Genomic DNA, 22,001 nt, shown 5'->3' on the forward strand with positions numbered 1-22,001 from the left:
AGACAGCTTATCGGGTAAATGCAGCGTCAAGAAGTTGAAGCAGCTGATTTCGCAAAGGTTCCGCTCGCGCAGAGAACGCGCGCTGCTTTGCTACGTACTCAGCTTTGCCCTCCGGCGTCTCAATCGGGACCACCCCGAAGCCGAGCGTGCGGCAGTCATACGGGGAGGCCTCCATGTCCAGCAGTCGAATATCCATCGCCAGCTCCAGGCAGTCCAGCATGAGGTCACCGGGCACAAGCGGGCCCATCTTGGTCGCCCATTTGTACAGGTCCATGCCCACGTGAAGGCATCCGCACTGGTCATTCGCGGGGCGGGTGGCAGAGTCAAGCACGGTCAGATTGAGCGGTTTCGCGGGTGGAGTGAAAAAGCGGTACGCGTCAAAGTGCGTGCACTTCAGATCGTGCTGCTTGACCACGTCATCTGTGCCCCGTTGCCCCAACCGCAACGGAACGTCGTGACGGGGTCGCCCGGTGTTGTAGACCATGGCCCATTCGTGCAAACCGAAGCAGTCGAACTGCGGGCGGTTGTGATCAATAGCGCGCAACAGAACCCGAATATTTTCCATATCGGACCGCCGGCGGGCGAGGAACGATTCGACGTCGAGGGTGACTGTTCCGTCAGGGCCGCGCTGGTAATCGCGCCATGAAGTGTGAGGGGCATCGGACGCGTCGAGAAGCTTCGTGCCAAGGCCCGGGTGCCAGCGCGTGAGGTGCGTGGGGCGAACAGGGTAGTAGTCGAAGAGGAAATCCCAGATCGGATGCTTCTCACCACGGCTGCGCCGCGCTATGTGCGGATCGACCCACTGTCGGGCACGCTTCTCGTGGGTTTCAGCGAGTTCGCTCCACTCCTCACGCGCGAGCGAGATCATTGCTCATGGGTCCAGTCGGTCACGGTGCCCACGTACTCCTCGATCAGGTCCTCAAGCGCGAGAACACCCACTAGCTCACCGTTGTCGCGGACCTGGGCCATGTGAGCGGAGCGACGGTGCATTGCGGTCAACGCGTCGTCGAGGCTGCCGGAGCCGTCGACAATGCTCAAGCGACGGACGCGGTTGTACGGGATGACCGGGCTCTCCATCTCCGAGTCGAGGAGGTCGAGGACGTCCTTGACGTGGATGTACCCGAGCAGTGCGCCATCGGTGCCCTCCACCGGGAAACGCGAGTATCCGGTCTCACGGACAGCGTTTTCAAGGACGCGCAGAGGAATCCCTTGCCGGGAGTAGGGGATGGTCACCAGCTTGTCGATGGGGATCATCACCTCTTGCAGGCTGCGCGACTCAGACGACAGGGCAGAGGCAAGGCGGGTGGTCTCCTCTTCGTCCAGAAGCCCTTCCTGCCGGGACTCCCAGATCATGTTGGCCAGCTGCTCCTGGTCCACTGTGGCGTCGAGTTCGTCGCGCTGCTCAATGCCGAAGAGGTAGAGCGTCCAGCGGGCGATCTCGTTCAGCGCGAAGATCAGTGGCCGGGTCAGCTTCACCCAGACATCCATCACCGGTGTCAGCCACACAGCGAGCGTTTCAGGCCCGGCGATCGCGATGTTCTTCGGGATCATCTCGCCGAAGATGATGTGGAGGATCGTGATGATGAGCAGGGCGATGACGAACGAGATCGGGTGCAGGAGGTTCTCCGGAACGCCGATGCTGGTGAAAGGATCCTCCAAAAAATGCGCGATGGCAGGTTCGGCGACCTTACCCAGAATGAGCGAGGCGAAAGTGATGCCGAACTGAGCGCCGGCCAAGTACAGCGACAGATGCTCCGTGGCTTCCAAAGCGCGCCGTGCGCTGGTCTTGCCCTGCGCGATCATGGATTCGAGGCGATCGCGTCTCGACGAGACGAGCGCGAACTCCGTGGCCACGAAGAAGGCGTTGGCAGCTAGCAGGGCGATGATGAGGATGGTGGCAGTCCAGATGCTCATGACTGGTACCTCCCGATATCATCGGAGGAGATTGGCGTCAGAATGGCTTTGTCCAGTCGACGGCCCTCCATGATGGACACGCGAGCCAGCCAACGGCCAGCGTTCGCTTCCTCGAGCTCCTCCGAAAGATCTTGGGCAGGGTGGGGGAGAACCACAGTATCGCCGACAGAGGGGACTTGGCCGAGCGAGGCCATGATCAACCCTCCAAGAGTTTCATACGGCCCGTCAGGGGCGGTGTAACTGATCCGCTCCGACAGTTCGTCGAGACGTACAAGGCCGGAGACTTCCCACGACTTTCCGAAGCGCTGGAAATCGCGCTCGGACTCGCGGTCGTCGTACTCGTCGTAGACTTCGCCGAGGATTTCTTCGACGACGTCTTCAATGGTGACCAAGCCCTGGGTGCCGCCGTACTCGTCCGCAACGAGCACAACCTGTGAACCGGCGGAACGCACTTGATCGAGAACAGCATCTCCGTCGAGTGTGCCGGGGACGTAGCTGACCGGCTTGGCTAGATCGCCTAGCCGCGTCGTGGCGCGTTGGTCTCGGGCGACCGAGAACGCGTCTTTGATGTGAACCAGTCCCACGGTGTCATCCAGGTCACCGTTGCGGACAGGGAAGCGGGAGTGGCCGGATTCCATCGCCAATGCGATCAAATCGTTCACCGTGTCCGAGACATCGAGGGACCTCACCGTCGACCGCGGCGTCATGACCTCTTCCGCGGTGGTCTCGCCGAACTGAAGGGAGCGATCAATCATGCGGGCAGTCTGCTCATCCAGTCCACCCGCTTCTGCGGAGCTGCGGACCATAGCGCCCAACTCAGGACCTGAGCGGGCGGAGGCGAGCTCATCTGCCGGCTCAATCCCGAGCTTGCGCACGAACCAGTTTGCCGACGCATTCATCGCCTTAATGAACCACTTGAACACCGTGTTGAAGGCATTGACGGGCGGCACGACGAAACGGGCCGTGGCCAACGGCTCAGTAATCGCGATGTTCTTCGGTACCAGCTCGCCGAACACCATGGACAGTGTCGTTGCCACGACGAGGGCGAGGATGAGGGCGACGGCGCTCGAGGCGGACTCACTGAGCCCAACGAGCTCGAGCGCGGGGCCGAAGAAGCGAGCCAGCACCGGCTCTGCAAGAAAACCAGTCGCAAGAGTAGTCAGCGTGATGCCCAGCTGCGCCCCCGAGAGGACGAAAGAGAGGTTGCTGTGGTCGCGTTGAACGGCCAGAGCGGTCTTATCTCCTTTCTCCTGCACATGGTTGTCCACGGTTGAGCGCTCCATGCCGGTGAGCGCGAATTCGATGGCGACAAACAGACCAGTTGAGGCCGTGAGCAGCACAAACCCTAGAAGGGCGAGTAGAGAGATAAGAAGATCCATAGGTGGTGTTGTCAGTGCCGTTTCCCGCGGGAGCGCTTGGTTGTCTGCGGTTGGCCGGGCGGCGGAAGTGGACGGCCGTGGGGCTCCTGCGCGCCCGTAATCTTAACTAACTCGTCGGACATCGGGGTAACGCGGACCTTTTGCGCGTCCACGCCCGCTGTGCGGAGCAGTTGATCGACTTCTTTGCGCTGTTCGTCCATGACCAAGGTCACCACAGTGCCGGACATGCCTGCGCGGGCGGTGCGCCCGGCACGGTGCAGGTAGGACTTGTGCTCGGCCGGGGGATCGATGTGGACGACCAAGGACACGTCGCTGATGTCAATACCGCGTGCAGCGATATCGGTTGCGACCAAAACAGGAACAGACCCGTCTGTGAATCCTTCGATAGCCCGGGTGCGTGCGCCCTGGCCCTTGTCACCGTGGAGCGGTTGAGCCTCAATGCCGACGCGACGGAGCTTCTTCACCTGCCGGTCCACGCCATGCTTCGTGCGCATGAACATGATGGTCTTGCCCTCGCGCGCGGCGATGAGCGGCACGATCTCGTTCCTGGACTCTCGGCTGCCCACCAGCAGCTGGTAGTGCTGCATCGTGTCCACGGCAGCCTGGGCAGGGGCCGTCGAGTGCATCACAGGATCCGTCAGGTACCGCTGCACAAGCTTTTCCACGTCACCGTCCAGCGTCGCCGAAAACAGTAGGCGCTGGCCGTTTTCAGGTGTGGCGTCGACAAGCTTGCGGACCTGGGGGAGAAAGCCCATGTCGGCCATCTGGTCAGCCTCGTCAATCGCTGTGACGGCGACGGAATCGAAGCTGAGCTTGCCCTGGTTGATCAGGTCCTGAGCGCGTCCGGGCGTAGCGACGAGCAGGTCCACTGGCGCTGCAAGCGAACGAATGTGGTTGTTGATGTTCACCCCGCCCACAACCTCGAGCACACGCAGACCAACGGCAGCAGCAGGATCGTCGAGTCGCTGTCGGATCTGCGCTGCGAGCTCACGGGTGGGGGCGAGGACGAGGCCGCGCGGGTGGCCGGGTTTGGACGGGGAACCGGCGAGCAGCGCCAGCATCGGTAGCCCGAAGGCAAAAGTCTTACCCGAGCCCGTCGGCCCGCGCCCGAGCACATCCCGTCCGTCGAGAACAGCGGGGATCGCCGCTTCCTGGATTGGGAAGGGCTCCTCGATTCCTTGTTTCGTGAGAACGTTGACGATGGAGCGGGGCAGGCCGAGATCCGAGAATGTGGGCATCGGATGAAGTGTACAACCCTACCGGGCTAGTACGTGATTTCCTCACGCTCACCGGACCACGTGGTGTGGTAGGTGCCCTCCATGTCCACGCGCTTGTAGGTGTGGGCGCCGAAGAAATCGCGCTGGCCCTGGATGAGAGCAGCCGGTAGGCGCTCCGCGCGCAGCGAGTCGTAGTAGGACAGGCTTGAGGCGAACACCGGGATCGGCAGACCCAACTGGGTGGCAATGATGACCACACGCCGCCAGGAATCGACAAGGCCCTTCTCCAGCTCAGACTTGAAGTAAGGGTCGAGCAAAAGCGACGGCAGCTGCGGGTCGTTGTTGTACGCCTCGGTGATGCGGTTGAGGAACTTCGCGCGGATAATGCAGCCACCGCGCCAGATCGTCGCGAGGTCTTGCGGCTTAATGCCCCAGCCGTACTCCTGGGAGCCAGCGTTGATCTCGTCGAAGCCCTGCGCGTAGGCCACAAGCTTGGAGGCGTACAGGGCGCGGCGGACATCTTCAACGAACTGCTGCTTATCGACGCCGAGCGTCTCCAGCGACGTGACCTCACCCGACGGCAAACCCGTGTCCTGGACAGCCTGGCGCTGCGCCAGCGCCGAGGACAGGGCGCGGGCGAAGACGGCCTCCCCAATGCCCGTTGTGGGCACGCCAAGGTCGAGTGCTTCCTTCACAGTCCAGCGGCCGGTGCCTTTCTGGCCAGCGGCGTCGACAATGACGTCCACCAGCGGCTTGCCCGTCCTCGCGTCGACTTGGCGCAGCACTTCAGCGGAAATCTCGATCAGGTAGGAGTCCAGATCACCCTGGTTCCACTCGGCGAAGATGTCTGCCATCTCAGCCGGCTCGATGCCCGCCGCGTAACGCAGCAGGTGGTAAGCCTCGCCGATGACCTGCATGTCGGCATACTCGATGCCGTTGTGGACCATCTTCACAAAGTGACCAGCACCGTCAGGGCCGATGTGAGTCACGCACGGCACGCCATCGACTTCAGCAGCGATGGATTCCAGCAGAGGACCGAGGGTCTCCCACGACTCTTTCGGGCCACCCGGCATGATCGACGGCCCCTTCAGGGCGCCCTCCTCGCCACCGGAGATGCCCGCGCCGACGAAGTGGCGGCCCTTCGCTGCGACCTCTTTCTCGCGGCGGATGGTGTCGGTGAACAGAGCGTTTCCGCCGTCGATAATGATGTCGCCATCGTCCATGGCCTCAACGAGCTGATCGATCACTGCATCGGTGCCGGCACCGGCCTGCACCATGATGACTGCCTTGCGCGGGCGTTCCAGAGACGCAACGAAGTCCTCAATGGACTCCGAAGGGATGAAGTTGCCTTCGTGGCCGTGCTGCTCCATGACGGCGCGGGTCTTCTCGGGGGAGCGGTTGTAGATAGCTACCGTGTGGCCGCGGGAGGCGAAGTTGCGGGCCAAGTTGGAGCCCATCACAGCCATGCCCACGACGCCGATCTGCGCAAGATTCTCGTTAGTCATGCCCAAAGCATACGCAGGCCAGTCGGTCCTACGCAGGCGATGGGCCATATAAGAACCCTTTAAATACAAACAGATCTATAACCGCGCACGCGATCTAGTTTCGTTGGTAAAATCTCTGGCCATGGAGATGGATTTCAGCAAACTCATGGAACTACGCGACCGTCAGCTCACCGACGACGAACTGGCGTACCTGAACGCTCACCACGTCGAATTCGACAGCTTCATCGGGCTGCACTTCACCGCTTTCGGCCCGGAGAAGATCACCGCGACGGTGGAAGCGGACCCGCGCCACCACCAACCCGCCGGCCAGGTCAACGGTGGGGTGTTCTGCGCCATCGGAGAGAGCATGGGCTCTTACGCTGGGTACGCCGCCGCGGGCGCGCCCGTTGTGGGCATGAACAACAACACGGATCTGATCCGCAGCGTCACTTCCGGCACGATTGAGGCTGAAGCATCGCCCGTCCACCTGGGCCGGCGCACCCAGATCTGGCGCATCGAGATGAAGCAGGGGGGCAAGATCGTCGCGATTACCACCCTGCGCACCATGGTGATGGCCTAACAGCTGGGTTAGAGCCAGTTGTTCCGGCGGAACCACCAGTACATGGCCACGATGGAGCCGAACATCACCACTAAGACAACCGGATACGCATAGCGCCACGACAGCTCTGGCATGTACTCGAAGTTCATGCCGTAGATTCCGGCGATCATCGTCGGAAGGGCCGCCATTCCCACCACGGCTGAGATCGTGCGCATGTCGGAGTTCTGCTGCATGCTCACCTTGGCCACGGACGCGTCGAGAAGCGAGGAAAGCCGCTCATCGAATCCGTTGACGTTGTCGGTGACAATCATCGCGTTGTCCTGCACGTCACGCAGGTAAGAGCGGATCTGCTTGCTCAACAGGTCCTTGTGCAGGTTCAGTCCTGTCTTCAACGCGGGACCCAGCGGGTCAATCGCGTGGCGCATCTCCAAGATCTCACGCTTGTAGGAGTAGATCTTGTCGATGTTGATCTGCCGGCGCGGAGTGAAGACTTCGTTCTCCAGCTCATCGACGTCTTCGCGGAGGAAGGTCGTGATCATGGCGTAGTTCTCTACGACGTGGTCTGCGACCTTCCAGGCGACGGCAGCGGGTCCCAGCGCGGAAATCTCCGGGTCTTCGACAAGCTCCTGAGTGAGGTTCGGAAGCTCCGCGTTGTGGCGGATTGTGATCACGAAGTTCTCGCCGATGAGCATCTGCACTTCACCGGTCGAGATGATCTCGCGCAGGTCAGTGACCTCTTCGTCGTCGCGGTACTCAATCGTGCGGATGACCAGAAACAGCTGATTGTTGTAGCGTTCCACCTTCGGGCGTTGATGGGCGCTCACGGCATCTTCCACAATGAGATCGTGAATGCCGAACTCTTCGGCGACCTTCTCCATCTGCTCCACGTTGGGCTCGCGGAGGGACAACCACACGTAGCCGCTCTCAGCTTCATTCACTTTCTTGAGAGCGGTGGAGTAGTGGCAGCTGCCAGGTTCAAGTTGACCATCCACAATCACGCGGCAGAAGTCGATCGAACGTTCCACCGGGACAGGGATAGGTTTCTGGGTCGCCTTTTCTGTCTGCTTCGACTTTCCCAGGGAAAGCGGGTTCTTCGGTACCAAGGCAACCCCCTTCGGGCAGATGTATCAACTGGATGAACGGGCAGAATCATACGCCCGCCGCCGGATTCGGGGGAACCGGGGGCGGGCGTAGGGGAGAAGAAGAGCGAGCTTAGTTCTCGCCGTTGGTGTCACGCACCTCGACGAGGTGCTCAGCCTCCTCCGCGGCGTACTTCTCCAGGTTCAGCAGGGCAGTGCGGCCGTGCATTTGCTGCTGGGTCGCGGCGAGGTTGTAGCGCTTGGGGGACAGGGCGTTGAGCGTCCAGGTGAACATAGACACGATGCGGTTGCGCTTGGACACGAGGAAAGACACGTGGACGAGCAGCCACATGATCCAGCCCAGGAAGCCGGCGATTTCTACCTTGCCCATCTTCACCACGGCGTGGAAGCGCGAAACGATGGCCATGGAGCCCTTGTCGAAGTACTCAAACGGCTCGCGCTGGTCCGGCTCCTGGTCATTCTCCACGCCATCCTTGATCGCCTTAGCCGCGTACTCACCGGTCTGGATCGCCACCTGAGCCAGGCCCGGCAGCTTGTCCAAATTCATCATGTCGCCGACGACGAAGACATTGCGGTGGTCGCCCACGGAAAGGTCCTTGTTCACCGGGACCTTGCCGGCACGGTCGACCTCGAGGCCGGCCTGGTCGGCGACGAGCTTGCCCAGCGGGGAAGCGGCCACACCCGCGGACCAGATCTTGGTGTAGGACTCGATCGTCGTCTCTTCCTCGGTCTCCATGTCCTTGTAGGTCACCGAGGTCTCGTCGATGTTGGTCACCATCGAGTTGAGGTGGACCGTCACGCCGATGCGTTCGAGCTCGCGCTGCGCCTTGCGGCCGAGGCGCTTGCCGAAGGGCGGGAGGACCTGGGGTGCGCCGTCGAGAAGAATGATCTTGGCGGAGGAGGGGCGGAAGTGCGAGTACTCGTTGCGGAAGCTGCGGTGCGCCATCTCGGCGATCTGGCCGGCGAGCTCGACACCGGTCGGGCCCGCACCGACGATGACGAAGGTGAGCAGGCGCTCGCGCTCGGCCGGGTCCTCGGTGACTTCGGCGCGCTCGAACGCGGTGACGAGGCGGGAGCGGATCTCCAGCGCGTGGTCGAGCGTCTTGAGTCCGGGGGCGAACTCGGCGAAGTGGTTGTTGCCAAAGTAGGACTGGCCGGCACCGGCGGCGACGATGAGAGAGTCGTATTCGTAGGTGTAGGTGTACGGACCCTCTTTGCAGGTGACCGTCTTAGCGTCGAGGTCGATGTCGGTGACATCGCCGCGCATGATGTCGGTGTTCTTCTGCTTGCCCAGGATCTGGCGGGTGGAGGTAGCAATCTCGCCCGAGCCGAGAATGCCCGTGGCCACCTGGTAGAGCAGCGGCGGGAAGAGGTGGAAGTTGGTGCGGCTAATCAGCGTGACGTCAACGTCAGCGCCGTCGAGTTCGCGTGCGGCAAAAAGGCCGCCGAAGCCGGAACCAATGATCACGACATGGTGGCGGTTACCTGCGGGGCGGTACGGTTTGTCGGACATGTATGAACTCCTTTTAGCCTTCTAGAACAACGTTGTGCGGATCCGCCATGAAATCATACGCGGGTTTGCAGCAAGTGCGCGCCGTGGCACCGCTACACCGCTGCCACGGCGGTCTATTCTAAACGGCGTGCCCGACAATGCTTCCTATCGTCCCCAGTTAGACCACTTGGCAACTGTGGATCCCGCGCAATGGCCGAGCATCGCGCACGTTCCGTCTGGGCGTGCGATGGGACTTCGGTCGCGGCGGGCGGAGGCGAAGTTCGCGAAAGCGTGCATGCAGGCCGGCCTCGATCTTGATCCGAACGGTCAGCCAGACCTTGTTGTCGATCACGAGGCCATGTTTGCCCGCATCGCCGCTCACGGTTGGATTGGGCTGGCGGAGGCCTACATGGCAGGAGAGTGGCGCACGCAGACCCCGGTAGCGCTCGTCAAGGTGCTCTCCGGCCTGATTGAATCGGGGTACAACCCCCGAACCTCGAGCGCGAAAGCGGATACACGTTTTATCGGTGGGGATGTGCCGCCAGAGCTCGTCGCCCGTTACGCCGGGGACGGAATGAGCTCTTTCGCCGGCCATTTCTCAACAGGGGTGCCCACGACGGAGCGTCGCAGCGTCAAGTCGTTCTCGCCGAGCGCGGGCAAGCGCGGGGAGCCGGCCAACTATTTCGTCTCTGTGACGAATTTCAGCGAACCGTTGAGCACGGAAAAGCTGGATCTTGCCGACGCACAGCGCAGAAGCGTCGGCATGCTTCTCGACGCCGCCGGTGTCCACGCCGGCTCCCACATAGCGGAACTTCCCAGTTCCGGCGGGGCAGTGGCTATAGCGGCGGCCGGAAGGCAAGCTACAGTGGATTCGCTCGTAACAGATCCCGGTACCGTACCGGGGCTGCGCGAGCGCCTGACTCTGGCGGGAGTCGACGACAGCGTGCATATCAACGTCGTACAGAGCGTCCAGCAAGCACTCGCACGACGAGAGGGGCGTTATGACGCAGTTGTTTCCGTCGAGACACTCGAAACCCTCCCGATGCGTCTGCGCCCCGCATACACCGCAGTCATGGACGAGTTGCTCACACGGGGAGGCCGTGCCGTCATCCAAACTGTCGTGGCGACAGAGAAGCTCACCCCGGTCGCTGCGTCATCCCTGGAATCGCTCCGCGCCTATGTCTGGCCCGCGTTGGAGTACGGCACGGAGGAGTCGCTACGCAGGCTCGTCGATAAGCACAGCGGTTTACGCGTCATCGGTGAGACGCACGCGCCGGAGCACCTCGCATTGTCCTTGGGACACCAACGCACGACGTTTCAAGGGCAGCTGCGCGAAGCGGCGGCCGACGGATTCGATGCGGTGTATCGGCGCCTGTGGACGTGGCAGCTTGCCCTCCGTGAAGCGCTTGCGCGGTTGGGGATGCTCGATGCGGTTCAGTACACGCTTGCGCACAAGCACCGCTGGGGAGTGCGGTAGGGGGCAACGTCGAAAAGCGGGCGGAGCTAGGCGCACGTCCTACTTGACATAATGTACATTATCGGACAAATGGGGATATTTTACTGCTTATCCATCTTGAGGCGGATATTGATCTCGCCTTCTTCCGCAATCTTCGCGGCCACGAACTCCGGCGTCTCCACGCCATAGTCGAGACGGTTGAACGGAATGTCGGCGTGCACGATCACGTTGTCTTCCGTGCGTAGCGCGTTGAACTCCTGCGTGATCGTGTTTGTCTCCCCGTGAATGGTCATGTCACCCGTGAGCGTGACGGTGCCGATGCTGCCGTCGTCTGGCAGCTGCGAAACATCAACGGGCTCCGTCAGGACAAATGTCGCTTCCGGGTACTCCTCCGTGTGGAGGATGCTCCTCCGCACATTAACGTCACGGACATCGCGATCCGTGACGATATTAGTCATATCCACAGTCACCTCACCGGCGGTCAGCGTGCCGGCCTCGATGGTCATTTCACCCGTGACAGCTGGCGTAGAGCCGGATGTGACGCGCTCATCACCCGGTAACAGCTCACGGAATGTGAACCCAGCGGACGTCGCATTCTTGCCCATCTGGTTGCTGACCACCCAGTGCCCGTCCACCTCGGTTGTCGCGGCTTTGGCACCACTGTTGTCAATGGGCTCGGTCTTGATGCCAGGCGAGTTGAACAGCGCAAAGACGAGCGGAACGATCGCTACCAGAGTGAGAGGAATGATCACCGCCAGACCACCAAAGAACACGATCTTCTGGGTGCGTGTCTGCATGACTTCCCCTCTTTCTGCTTGCAAAACTTCTCAAAACTTCTAGTGAAGCTTTTCGATTCTCTTAGCCATGGTAACCAGCTCATCGCACAAGGACTCAATCTCGTTGATGTCTGCACCCTCAGAGACAGCCGTGGCGATGTCCTCTGCCGCGCAGCGCAGCGCGAATAACCGATCGCGCAGAGTGTCGTCGTTGTGCGGACGCGCGCGGCCCGAACGCCCAAGGTTGCCTGGGACATAGTGCCGCCGCTCGTAGGCGCGCTGCTTGCACGAGTCGCTGCAGTACTTGCGGCGGCGGCCGCGCCCCTGCAGTTGTTCAACGGGAGCACCGCACCACAGGCAGGCGCCCGGTTCGTCCTTAGTGTGAAGTGGCTGGTTCATGATCGGATCACTTGTGATCGTAACTGCTGGAACAAACGGTGTGGGTGAACCGTTGCTATGGGTGGCCGTTATACTTTGAAGATTGCATGGGGCTGCACGACCGCCCCGCAAGCTTCTACAGACCAATAGATGAAGGGACAGATGCAGCATGGCTGATCGGGTACTGCGTGGTAGCCGGATGGGTGCAGTGAGCTACGAGACGGATCGTGACCACGATCTCGCCCCCCGCAGGATGGCGAAGTACCGCACCCCTTCCGGTGAAGTCTTCGAGATCCCGTTCGCAGACGACGCCGAGATCCCCGAGGAGTGGCCGTGCAAAAACGGCCAGACCGGCACCCTCATTGAGGGCGAAGGTGTAGAGTCCAAACCGGTCAAGCCACCGCGCACCCACTGGGACATGCTGCTGGAGCGCCGCACCATCGATGAGCTCGATGAGCTGCTTGAAGAACGCCTAGAGCAGCTGCGCAAGCGCCGCCGCAACGCGGCACGCATTGCTAAGGAGCAGAAAGAAGCCCAAGAGAACCAGGCTTAGTGGCGGTTGTTCACCAGCCGCTGCACCTCATACTTCGCCAAGCGCGCCCCCTCTTCCACGAAGCCGACAAGACTGCGGCCCAAGGAAGCCAGGGGGCGCGTGTCTACTTCGTCAGAGTTCCGCTTGAGCTCGTATGCCAGCAGTTTCGAGCCTTCTTCGACCATGTCGCCGGCGACCGAAAACGCACCGGTGATCTTGCCCGGGATCCGCTGCACTCCCAGTTGTTCAAGCTCGTATTTACCCAGGCGTTTCAGCTCGTAGGCCATCTCCTTCGCCTGACTCGAGCGGCGCGTCCAACCCCACTTGGTCACTTCGGTCAGGGAGTCTTTGGCAAAGCTGGCGTCCAGCTTGGATTCGCCGAGTTCGCGGTCGACGAAGGTGATGGGCACCTCGCGCACATCGAAGCCTTCCTGGACGACGACATCGGCGATCTGCACCTGGAAGATATAGCCCTTGCGGGACAGGTCATCGAAGTCAATGGCTTCGAGCACCTCGCGACGGAACGCGCGGTAGCCAGCAGTCATGTCCGCAATCTCGTCGCCGAGAGCGATGGAAATATAAAGATTGCCCAGCTTCGACAGGTAGAAACGCTCCTTCGGCCAGTTCACCGCTTCCCCACCGGGGACGTAGCGCGAACCAATGACCAGATCCGCACCCGTATCCACCGCATCCAGCAGATCCCGCAGCTGCTCCGGCGCGTGGGAACCATCCGCGTCCATCTGGCAGATGACTTTGTACTCGCGCTCAAGCGCCCACTCGAAGCCTTCACGGTATGCACCCAGCAGGCCCGACTTTTCCTCGCGGTGGACAACGTGAACGTGCTCGTCCGCAGCAGCGAGGGAGTCCGCCTTGTCACCGGTTCCGTCCGGGGAGTTGTCGTCGACAACGAGGATGTCCACCTCCGGCGTGGCGGCACGGACACGCGCCACGATGCGCGGAAGGTTCTCCAGCTCGTTGTACGTCGGGATGATCACCAACGTGGAGTCACTGGGTTTGTCAGCCACAGGCACGGTTTCTCCTTATTACCAGGGATGTCGTTTCTCTCGTGTTTCTCTAGGCAGTGTACCCGCGTCGCGCGCCGATCATGGATGCGGCCATCACCGCGACTCCCCCTGCAACGAGCAGCCACTGCACCCACTGCCCATAGCGCACGGCAAATGTCACGGAATCACGCAGCGGAAGCTTTTCGACGAGATACCCCGGCTGGAAGATCTCCGTATGTTGCGACACCGAACCATCCGGGTGGACAATCGCAGAGGCGCCGGACGTGGCAGAGACGACGACGGCTCGGTCAGTCTCCATCGCGCGGATGCGGCTCATGGCTAGCTGCTGGTAAGTCATGTCCGTGAACCCGAACGTAGCGTTGTTCGTCGGGGTAGTCAGGATCTGTGCACCAGCCTTCACCGCGTCGCGGTAGGCCATGTCGAATGCGACCTCGTAGCAGGTGGCCACGCCGACAACGTGGTCGCCCATCCGCACGGTGCCGTTGCCGTCACCGGGCTTGAAGTTGCCGGCCATGTCGACATACTCGGAGAAGTTCCGGAAAAAATCTCGGTAGGGCATCCATTCGCCGAACGGCTGCAGATACTTCTTGTGGTGGTAGTCCCCCGGCCCGTTGTCTGGGTCGAAGATGACGGCAGTGTTGCGATCGCCGACCTCGTCCTTTGTCAAGGTGCCCACCAGGGTGGGCGCATCCGCCTCTGCCACGGCGCCGGAGATGAGCTCGAACGCGTCTTCGTCCGCGAAGGGGTTCACATCAGAGGCGTTCTCGGGCCAGAAGACCATGTCGACGCTCTCCCCTTTCCCGTGCACGTCGGTGGCCATCTCTTTGGTCACGTTCACGTGGTTGGCCAACACCGCGCGGCGCTGCGCGTTGAAGTCCAGGCCCATGCGGGGAACATTGCCCTGAATTGCGGCGACAGTGACCTCCCCTGTTGTCGGGGCGTCGCGGTTGACGGCCAGGCCCGCGATCATGCTCGTGGAGATCATCAACCCCGCCACAACCATCGACCAGGCGACCACACTCCCCTTCGGCGACCACTCGACGCGAGAGAGAAGCCCATGCACGCAAGCGGCTATAGACGCACTGAGCAGCACAGTCGCGAACGTGATCAGTGCGGGGCCACCCCACGGCGCCACGTTGGCCAGCGGGCCGTTGATTTGCCCCCAGGCCAGACGGACCCAGGAGAATCCGCCGAAGGGGAACGAGGACAGCGCGTACTCGACGGCGACGTAGACCAGAGGGAACGCGAGAAAACCGAAACGCCACCGGGCAACAAGAGCGCCGAACGCGCCTGTGATGAGCGAGTAGAGAGCGCACGCCAAAGACAGCGCGATCCACGGCAATGCGCCCACAAACTCACCCACCCACGGCAACAACGGCAGGTAGAGGCAGACTGCGTGAACGTACCCGAGCAACGCGCCACGGCCGGCGGTCGGCGCAGCGGCTTTATCGGTGGCGGTAACGAACGGCCACGGCATCAGAGCAAAGTAAAACAGCGCCACGCCGAAAATCGCCGCCCAGAAGTGCCCGTGCGGTTCGTGGGAGAAGTACACCAGCACTCCCCCTGCGCCTGCCAGCAGCAGGCGGCCGCCAGTGACCACCGCATTCGAGTTAGCGCTCACTCGGACCTCCGAAGTCTTCCGGTCGAGCATCACGCGACCACTTTTCGATCTCCTCAGAATCAATCACTTCTTCCGAAGCCGAGCCGTCACCGAACGTGCCGTAGGAGGTTGCGTGCCGCTGCATATTGGACACGTCGTATACCTGGGCACCAAACGTCTCTACACGCATGCGCAGGGACGCCGCCATGGACTGACGGATGAGGTCACGGGTAGGGCGGAACAGCAGCAGGACACCGACCGCTGAGGTGATGTACCCCGGAAGGACGGTCAACGCTCCCCCAGCCATGGCAAGGGCGGTGCCTCCCGCAAACTGGCCAATGCTGGCGCGCCCGTGGGAGGCGCGGGCGACCTCAGCGCGCATGGCTCCGGAAGCACCCACGGCACCGACAATCATGAGAATGAAGATGCCGGCTAAGGCCCATCCGACTCCGATGAGCTGGCTCACACCCCAGAACGCGAGCGCCTCGAGGATCAGGTAGATCAGGAAATAAGCGGCATAGGGCATGCGGCCAGACTACCTGCCTGAGGCCCCAGAACTCTCAATCTGCCGGATCAACCATGTTGCATCGTCGTGCATCCAGATGAAGAACGGCACGAGGTGCTTGGCTACGTCGAAACGCAGCAGCGGGAACAGGCGCCGCGTGGTCAGCTCGATGCCCCAATCGCGTGCCAGTTTCTCGGTTGAGTGGTACGGAATGATGTCGTCGTGAACGCTTGCCCACAGGCGCGTCGGAACCTGCGGAGAGGGGTGGCCAAGGAGTTTGTCGCCGATGAGCGAGTTGGTGATCGGCAGCTCCTTGATCACGTCGACGAGCTTGCGGCCATCGGTGGTCCACGTCGTGGTGTCTTGGCGGGCGCTATGGGGCATCGCGCCGAGCACGCACCGGGTACGTGCCAGCCCCAGCAGTTCGCCAGCGCTCTCCGTGAGGTGTGGAAGAAGCTCCCCTGCAATCTCGGGGTACGAGGCCATCATTCCGTCGAGCGCGTACGGCAGCACGAACGTCGCGGTTGCGCCGTCGACGTGGTTGAGAATGTCCTCGAGGTCTGACGGCGGCGCGCCGCACACCGCCGCGACAACCGGAATGTCGGGGGCGTACTCGGGCTCCTCGAGCGCTGCAGCGACGCACCCGCCACCCTGGGAGAACCCGGACAGGCCTACGCGGTCGCTGGTGACGTCGAGGTGCTTGGCGGCACGGAGGGCGTCGTAAAGCGAATGCGCCCCTGCTACGTGGTCGCAGTAGAGCTGCTTGCCTGTTTCCGGATCCCGCGGGTAGTCGGTGACCACCACATGGCAGCCGGCGGCGACGTACATGTTCACTGCGGGCTGCTCGTACGCGGAAACGATGTCGAAGGGCCACCGCGCGTCGAGGAACATGCTGAAGGAGTACGACGGATCACAGTGGCGCGCCGTGCCCTGCGTTCCGGGCGCGAACCCGATAACGGGACGCGGGCCTGTTCCCTCCCACGGATTCTCCGAGCGGATCACGGCGGCCGTGGCGGACAGTGGGCGCCCGTGCGCGTCCGTCGTCGCGTACTCGATCCGCCACATCGTGCCCTTGTTCATAGACGAGTTCAGCCCGAGTGCGCGAACCTTCTGAGTCCGCAACAACTCTCCACCGGTGGCACCGGACAACCACTGCGGCGGCTCGAACTCGGGATCGGTGACGGGGCGGTTGATGATGTCTTTTGCTAGATCCACAAACAGCGGCAGCCATGCCCGCGTGACCAGTCCTCGGGTGCCTGATTCCCGAGAGTTCTTCCACAGATGACCAGCGGCAGCAGCGGCCCCGAGACCGGCTACCACACCGACAATGTTGCTCGTCTTGCCCACGTTTCCTCCCTTGTCGCACCAGTTTTTCCGAATTCTACCGTGGCATATGCCTCCAGATCGGGCGCGGAACAAAGCGCATGATCCAGGCCAACACCTGCAGCTGACGAGGAATCCAGACAGTGCGGCTGCCCTTCTTTTGCGCTGCGGCAATGACCGCCTCGGCGACATCCTCCGGTTTCACAGACAGTGGTGCAGGCTTCATGCCCTCGGTCATGGAACCGATGACAAAGCCCGGGCGTGCCGTGATCAGCTTCAGCGGCCCACCGTGCAGTTTGTCCGCTAAGCCCTGGCAGAACGCGTCGAGCCCGGCCTTGGTTGACCCATACACGTAGTTCGCGCGCCGCGGCCGCCATCCTGCAATCGACGAGAACGCGAAGATTTCCCCGCGGTGCATGGCATCTGCCAGCACAGTGAGCATGTTCACCTGCGCGGTGTAGTCGATCATGGCGATTTCGGCTGCATGTGCTTCGTCGTGTTCCGCGCGCTCTTGGTCACCGAGAATCCCGAAGGCCACAATCGCCGTTGTCATCGGGCCAGCTGCGTCTACGACCGCTCGGTGCGAAGAGAGGTCCATCGCTTCGAAAGGGACGCTACGTACACTCGTGGCTCCCGCATTGCGCAGTCGCTTTTCGACGTCTTCCAGCGCCTCTGGTCTCCGGGCTGCCAGAACCACATCGCGACCGGAACATACACGCACAGCAATCTCCCCGCCGATGTCGCTGGTCGCGCCGAGGAGCAGGATGGTGCCGGCGCCCGGTGTGGCCTGTGTCATGACTGCAAACCATAGCGGAGTTGGCGGGCAGCGTTGTTGAGGCGGCGTGCGCCAGCGGGTTCGAGCACGACAATGTCTTCGATCCTCATCCCCCACTGCCCGGGCAGGTAGATCCCCGGCTCGATCGAGAACACCATGCCTTCTTCGAGAACCGTGTCGCTGCCCTCGACGATGAACGGTGCCTCGTGCAGGGCCAATCCAATCCCGTGACCGAGCCGGTGGGAGAAGTTCACTCCGTACCCAGCGTGGTTGATGATGGAGCGTGCCACGGCATCGAGCTCCCCCGCCGTCATACCGGGTCGTGCAGTATGAACGGCTGTGTCCTGCGCGGTGCGGAGCACGTCATAGGCACGCTGGAACGAGGGGTCTTGAACGGTTCCCGCCACGTAGGTGCGGGTGCAGTCGGAGTGGTAGCCGGCGCCGACGGAGCCGCCGATATCCACCACGACTGGGTCGCCGTCCTCCAGTACGCGGTCTGAGTGGTCGCGGTGAGGGTTGGCGCCATTCGGGCCCGAGCCGACAATGACGAAGTCCACCGATGCGTGTTCACGCTTGATCAATTCGGCGAGGTCCGCTGCTACCTCGTTCTCGGTGCGGCTGGGACGGAGCAGGTCCGGGACCTGCTCGTGAACGCGGTCAATGGCGGCAGCTGCGAACTCCAGCTGCGCGATCTCATCGGTGTCTTTCACCATGAACAGGTCCGGCACCGCATCGTCGATAAGCACGGTGTCTTCGACGACCTCCATGAGGCGAAGCACGTGGTCGGCAGTCAACGATTTGCCCAGCGCCACCGTGCCGCCACCGAGGTGCGCCGCAACGATACGGTAGGGATCGTTTCCGTCACGCCACGTGTGCAGGGTGATGCCCAGCTGCTCCACGAAGGCCAGGTCGGCAGCATCGGTGGCCGGGGCGATGAGCGTGGGGTCGCCCAGCGGCGAGATGACAAGCGCGGTGAGACGCTCATGCGACTGTGTCCACGCGCCGGTCAGGAACGCGAGTTCCGGGCCAGTTCCCACCACTGCCCCACCGAGTCCCCGCTGCGTGCACAGGGTTTCGGCCCGCTTAATGCGGTGCGCGTAGACGGCCGGTGGGAAATGCGTGGGAATAGCATTCATGCCCGCCATTGTAGGTGGATAGGATGGGCGGCAATGTTTCCTGCTTCGCTTGTCCGCATCTCATCTGGGGCTGCTTATTGCTCGGGCACGCTGCTCGATCCTGAGACGGTGCTGACGTGTGCGCACTTCTTCCGGGAGCATCCCACAGGAGCCACGGTGAAGGCCCACGGCGCTATCCGAACCATTAGGCAGGTCAGAGCCGTGCCGGGCACAGATATTGCCATCGTGACCGTTCGTCCTTTTCGGAAGTTGTCGGCTGAGACCTTCCCGCGGATCGTTGAGGGCGCTGCGCCACGGATCGGCACCCCAGCCGTCACGTTCGGGTTTGGCGGACGCGCGCGGAGGATGCAGGCGCGTCCAGGCCTGTGGTTGGGCACGATTCCTATGGCGATGTCGCGGTCTCGGGCCACGCGCGTGCGGCCGGCTGGGCTGGTCTTCAACACGAAGCCCGCAGTCAAGGGCGATTCCGGCGGCCCGGTCATGGTCGGCGGGAGGATCGTTGGAGTGCAGTCGCTGATCCTCGACCCGTTCGGGAAGAATCTCCGCGTGGCCACGGTGAACCTGCTCCCAGAAGGGACGGTGCGCTAGTTGCCGATCGCCACCACACCGCGCCGGATCGCGTCGACTGCCCTGCGGGCGCTGTGCTTGATGTCGGCGGAGTACCCGGTCTGCACAATTTGTTCCAGCAGGTCGATGACCTGGCGCGACCAGCGTACGAAGTCGCCCGGTGTCAGCTCCGCACCAGACTCGGCGGCTGCGGCCAGCGCGTAACCCAACGGTGCGCCGGCAGTCCACTGGTGCATCGACAAAGCAAAGCCAGGGTCCGGGATGCCCGTCGGCGGCAGGCGGTGGCGCTGCTCGTCGCTAGCGAGCTCGCCGTGAATGCGCACCGTGTCGTTCATCGCATCTGCCATCCGGTCTGTCGCGGCCTCCGGATACCCTCCGGTCGACTTGCGGTTCTCGAACACGCACATTGAAACAACGCCAGCCAACTCGGCAGGATCAAGGTCATCCCAGATCCCCCGCTTCAGACACTGGGCGACCAGCAGGTCGGAAGGATTATGGATGCGCGCGAGACGCTCGCCTTCGTCGGTGACGGTGGGCTCGCCGTCGACAAGCTCCACGTAGTCCATCTCCGTGAGCAGGCCGATGATGCGTTCAAACATGCGCCCCAACGTGTCCGTTTGCTTATCGACGCTTTTCTGCGCCCGCTCCAGCGACCTTTCCTCACGCACCAACTCATCTCCGAGCCGAGCGAGCTGCTCCCGCTGCGCAGCCGGCCAGGAGTGCACCGGGTGGGACCGGATCGCATCGCGCAGTTCGAGCATGCGTTTCGACGGCCGGTTGCGCGCCTCCTGCTTCAACTTCTTTGGCGCGTTGAAGCGGCTGCGGGAGAGCTCGCTGACCACCTTCCGGGTGTGCTTGCGCGGTTTGTGCGCGATGTCTCGCGGCACCTTGATGCTGCCGACCACGACAGGGGCGTTGGCGAAGGCGGAGGCGTCAATGCGTCCCGACCAGCCGCGCTCGGTGGTGATCCACGGCCGCGGGTCATCCTTCTTCCCTGCGGGCGCAACGACAGCGGCGAGTTCCGGACGGCGTTTCGACGGCAAAGCGATGACATCACCGATCTGCAGCCGGCCTAACACGGCCTGAACTTCTTGACGGCGCTCAGTAATGGAGTCCTTCTTGTTGCGCTTCTCTTCCTCTGTGAGGTCCCGGCGCAGGTTCATGTACTCCATGAGGTCGTCGCTGACGTCGGCGCCTGCGGCGTCGATAAGCTCAGCGCGCAGCGTGTCTACCTTGGCGCGCTGGCGCTCGATGGTGCGCACCTCGCCGACGACGGAGCGGTCGGTTTGGAACTGAGCGAAGGACTTCTCGATAAGTCGGATTGAATCTTCAAAGCCGTTCATCTGCAGCATGTTAATGGCCATGTTGTAGCCGGGTGTGAACAGCGAGATGAGCGGGTAGGTGCGGGTGGAGGCGAGACCGGCGACTTCCCGGGGATCCATCGCTGGCGCCCATTGCACGACGGCGTTACCGATCGTGTCGATCCCGCGGCGGCCTGCACGTCCCGTCAACTGGGTGTACTGCCCCGGGGTGAGATCCACGTGGGCATCGCCGTTGAACTTGACCAGTTTCTCTAAGACCACGGTGCGGGCCGGCATATTGATGCCCAGCGCAAGCGTCTCCGTGGCAAAGACAACACGGACGAGACCTTCGACGAAGAGCTGCTCCACGATGTGCTTGAACGCTGGCAGCAGGCCTGCGTGGTGGGCAGCGAATCCGCGCGACCAGGCTGTACGCAGTTGGCGAAAGTTCAGTACCTCGAGGTCTTCTTCGGGAATGCCCTCCACGCCTTCGTCGGCGATCTGCTTGATCCGCTCAGCTTCCTCCTGCGTGGTCAGTTCCTTGCGGGAGCGCAGGCATTGAAACAGCGCGCCGTCACACCCCGCGCGGGAGAAGATGAACACGATGGCGGGCAGCATGTCTCGCCCCCGCAGGGCCTCCACGACCTCGGGGCGGCCAACAGGTCGGATCCGGTCCTGGCCCCGCGGTGCGCCACTGCGGCCGCCGCCAGCACGCGAGCGGAAGCCTTTACCTTGGCGGAAATCATCGCGACCTTCGTTGGCGGCGCCGGATTCGAGCCGCTCGATGGCGCGCTCCAGATCCTTGTTCACGTTGCCGGGCGCTTCGACCGCGCCGGGCTCGAACAGCGGCATGATCTTGCTCTGCACCATCATGTACTGGTTAAGCGGGACTGGGCGTTTCTCCGAGACGATGACCGCGGTATCGCCGCGGACCTCGTGTAGCCACTCGCCGAACTCTTCCGAGTTTGAGACCGTGGCAGACAGACCAATGATGCGAGCAGACTCGTCGAGGTTGAGGATGATCTCTTCCCACACCGCACCACGGTCGCGGTCAGCGAGGTAGTGGATCTCGTCCATGACCACGTGCGACAGGCGGTCGAGCGCGCTCGACCCGGCGTAGATCATGTTGCGCAAGACCTCGGTAGTCATGACGACGATCTCCGCGTTGCCGTTGATGCTCACATCACCCGTGAGCAGGCCGACGGCATCCTCGCCGTGCTCCCCGACGAGGTCGTGGTACTTCTGGTTGCTGAGCGCTTTGATCGGAGTGGTGTAAAAGCACTTCGTCCCGCGCGACAACGCCAGCGAGACCGCGAACTCCCCCACCACGGTCTTTCCGGAGCCCGTTGGGGCGCACACCAGCACCCCGCGATCCTCCTCCACCGCCTGGCACGCCTCCACCTGAAAGTCATCGAGGGGAAACGACTTAGTGGCGCGGAATTCATCCAGGTGCGTGTGGAGCGTCGAAGACATGGCTACCAC

20 protein-coding genes are annotated in these 22,001 nt (G+C 62.5%); 4 read left to right on the forward strand and 16 right to left on the reverse strand.

Annotation, left to right across the window (positions count from 1 at the left end):
- Nucleotides 1–7: 7 nt before the first annotated feature.
- From KBX18_RS04015 to gndA, 5 genes are read right to left on the reverse strand one after another with little or no spacing between them, the layout of a single operon-like run.
- A complete protein-coding gene (locus tag KBX18_RS04015; protein WP_005290202.1) occupies nt 8–868 on the reverse strand; it encodes a hypothetical protein in 861 nt (286 codons plus the stop codon).
- On the reverse strand, nt 865–1,914 hold the full coding sequence (locus KBX18_RS04020) for a hemolysin family protein (RefSeq protein WP_255994901.1): 1,050 nt from the start codon (nt 1,912–1,914) through the stop codon (nt 865–867). The genes KBX18_RS04015 and KBX18_RS04020 overlap by 4 nt, the downstream gene beginning before the upstream one ends.
- Nucleotides 1,911–3,293 (reverse strand): hemolysin family protein, encoded by a 1,383-nt coding sequence (locus tag KBX18_RS04025; RefSeq protein WP_255994902.1) that lies wholly within the window; start codon nt 3,291–3,293, stop codon nt 1,911–1,913. The genes KBX18_RS04020 and KBX18_RS04025 overlap by 4 nt, the downstream gene beginning before the upstream one ends.
- An 11-nt stretch (nt 3,294–3,304) precedes the next feature.
- Nucleotides 3,305–4,531 carry a DEAD/DEAH box helicase gene (locus KBX18_RS04030; protein WP_255994903.1) on the reverse strand — a complete coding sequence of 409 codons (1,227 nt, stop codon included), beginning with the start codon at nt 4,529–4,531 and terminating at the stop codon, nt 3,305–3,307.
- A gap of 26 nt (nt 4,532–4,557) precedes the next feature.
- Nucleotides 4,558–6,015 (reverse strand): NADP-dependent phosphogluconate dehydrogenase, encoded by a 1,458-nt coding sequence (gndA, locus tag KBX18_RS04035; RefSeq protein ID WP_255994904.1) that lies wholly within the window; start codon nt 6,013–6,015, stop codon nt 4,558–4,560.
- Nucleotides 6,016–6,136: 121 nt separating this feature from the next.
- Here gndA and KBX18_RS04040 point away from each other — a divergent pair, with 121 nt between their 5' ends.
- The gene (locus KBX18_RS04040; RefSeq protein ID WP_005290191.1) at nt 6,137–6,574 is read left to right on the forward strand and encodes a PaaI family thioesterase; all 438 of its coding nucleotides are present in this window, start codon (nt 6,137–6,139) and stop codon (nt 6,572–6,574) included.
- Between the two features lie 8 nt (nt 6,575–6,582).
- Here KBX18_RS04040 and KBX18_RS04045 read toward each other — a convergent pair whose 3' ends face one another.
- Nucleotides 6,583–7,656 (reverse strand): magnesium and cobalt transport protein CorA, encoded by a 1,074-nt coding sequence (locus KBX18_RS04045; protein WP_005290189.1) that lies wholly within the window; start codon nt 7,654–7,656, stop codon nt 6,583–6,585.
- Between the two features lie 109 nt (nt 7,657–7,765).
- The gene (locus tag KBX18_RS04050; RefSeq protein ID WP_255994905.1) at nt 7,766–9,166 is read right to left on the reverse strand and encodes an NAD(P)/FAD-dependent oxidoreductase; all 1,401 of its coding nucleotides are present in this window, start codon (nt 9,164–9,166) and stop codon (nt 7,766–7,768) included.
- 127 nt (nt 9,167–9,293) lie between these two features.
- Here KBX18_RS04050 and KBX18_RS04055 point away from each other — a divergent pair, with 127 nt between their 5' ends.
- The gene (locus KBX18_RS04055) at nt 9,294–10,622 is read left to right on the forward strand and encodes a class I SAM-dependent methyltransferase (protein WP_370687221.1); all 1,329 of its coding nucleotides are present in this window, start codon (nt 9,294–9,296) and stop codon (nt 10,620–10,622) included.
- Nucleotides 10,623–10,702: 80 nt separating this feature from the next.
- Here the strand turns inward: KBX18_RS04055 and KBX18_RS04060 are convergent, their stop codons facing one another.
- On the reverse strand, nt 10,703–11,398 hold the full coding sequence (locus tag KBX18_RS04060; RefSeq protein WP_255994906.1) for a YceI family protein: 696 nt from the start codon (nt 11,396–11,398) through the stop codon (nt 10,703–10,705).
- Between the two features lie 39 nt (nt 11,399–11,437).
- Nucleotides 11,438–11,776, reverse strand: a complete 339-nt coding sequence (locus KBX18_RS04065) for a hypothetical protein (protein WP_255994907.1) — start codon at nt 11,774–11,776, stop codon at nt 11,438–11,440.
- Between the two features lie 148 nt (nt 11,777–11,924).
- Here KBX18_RS04065 and KBX18_RS04070 point away from each other — a divergent pair, with 148 nt between their 5' ends.
- Complete coding sequence (locus KBX18_RS04070) at nt 11,925–12,308, forward strand: RNA polymerase-binding protein RbpA (RefSeq protein WP_083770293.1); 384 nt, start codon at nt 11,925–11,927, stop codon at nt 12,306–12,308.
- On the opposite strand, the gene KBX18_RS04075 is transcribed toward KBX18_RS04070, so the two are convergent.
- Genes KBX18_RS04075 through KBX18_RS04100 form a run of 6 tightly spaced genes read right to left on the reverse strand, consistent with a single transcriptional unit; the run spans nt 12,305 to nt 18,660 of the window.
- On the reverse strand, nt 12,305–13,312 hold the full coding sequence (locus tag KBX18_RS04075) for a polyprenol monophosphomannose synthase (protein WP_255994908.1): 1,008 nt from the start codon (nt 13,310–13,312) through the stop codon (nt 12,305–12,307). The two genes, KBX18_RS04070 and KBX18_RS04075, sit on opposite strands and share 4 nt — an antisense overlap.
- Nucleotides 13,313–13,361: 49 nt before the next feature.
- A complete protein-coding gene (gene lnt, locus KBX18_RS04080) occupies nt 13,362–14,963 on the reverse strand; it encodes an apolipoprotein N-acyltransferase (protein ID WP_255994909.1) in 1,602 nt (533 codons plus the stop codon).
- Nucleotides 14,923–15,438, reverse strand: coding sequence for an FxsA family protein (locus KBX18_RS04085; RefSeq protein WP_255994910.1), 516 nt, complete (start codon nt 15,436–15,438; stop codon nt 14,923–14,925). The genes lnt and KBX18_RS04085 overlap by 41 nt, the downstream gene beginning before the upstream one ends.
- A 9-nt stretch (nt 15,439–15,447) precedes the next feature.
- Nucleotides 15,448–16,764, reverse strand: a complete 1,317-nt coding sequence (locus KBX18_RS04090) for a lipase family protein (protein WP_255994911.1) — start codon at nt 16,762–16,764, stop codon at nt 15,448–15,450.
- 34 nt (nt 16,765–16,798) lie between these two features.
- Nucleotides 16,799–17,536 carry an SDR family oxidoreductase gene (locus KBX18_RS04095; RefSeq protein ID WP_255994912.1) on the reverse strand — a complete coding sequence of 246 codons (738 nt, stop codon included), beginning with the start codon at nt 17,534–17,536 and terminating at the stop codon, nt 16,799–16,801.
- Nucleotides 17,533–18,660: a Xaa-Pro peptidase family protein gene (locus KBX18_RS04100; RefSeq protein WP_255994913.1), complete on the reverse strand. Its 1,128-nt coding sequence runs from the start codon at nt 18,658–18,660 to the stop codon at nt 17,533–17,535. Before KBX18_RS04100 ends, KBX18_RS04095 begins: the two co-directional genes overlap by 4 nt.
- Before the next feature lie 24 nt (nt 18,661–18,684).
- Here KBX18_RS04100 and KBX18_RS04105 point away from each other — a divergent pair, with 24 nt between their 5' ends.
- Nucleotides 18,685–19,239, forward strand: coding sequence for a serine protease (locus tag KBX18_RS04105; protein WP_255994914.1), 555 nt, complete (start codon nt 18,685–18,687; stop codon nt 19,237–19,239).
- On the opposite strand, the gene KBX18_RS04110 is transcribed toward KBX18_RS04105, so the two are convergent.
- Complete coding sequence (locus KBX18_RS04110) at nt 19,236–21,992, reverse strand: RNA helicase (protein ID WP_255994915.1); 2,757 nt, start codon at nt 21,990–21,992, stop codon at nt 19,236–19,238. The two genes, KBX18_RS04105 and KBX18_RS04110, sit on opposite strands and share 4 nt — an antisense overlap.
- Between the last annotated feature and the right edge of the window lie 9 nt (nt 21,993–22,001).

Source organism: Corynebacterium sp. CCUG 69979 (assembly GCF_024454095.1).
Lineage (GTDB): Bacteria > Actinomycetota > Actinomycetes > Mycobacteriales > Mycobacteriaceae > Corynebacterium > Corynebacterium genitalium.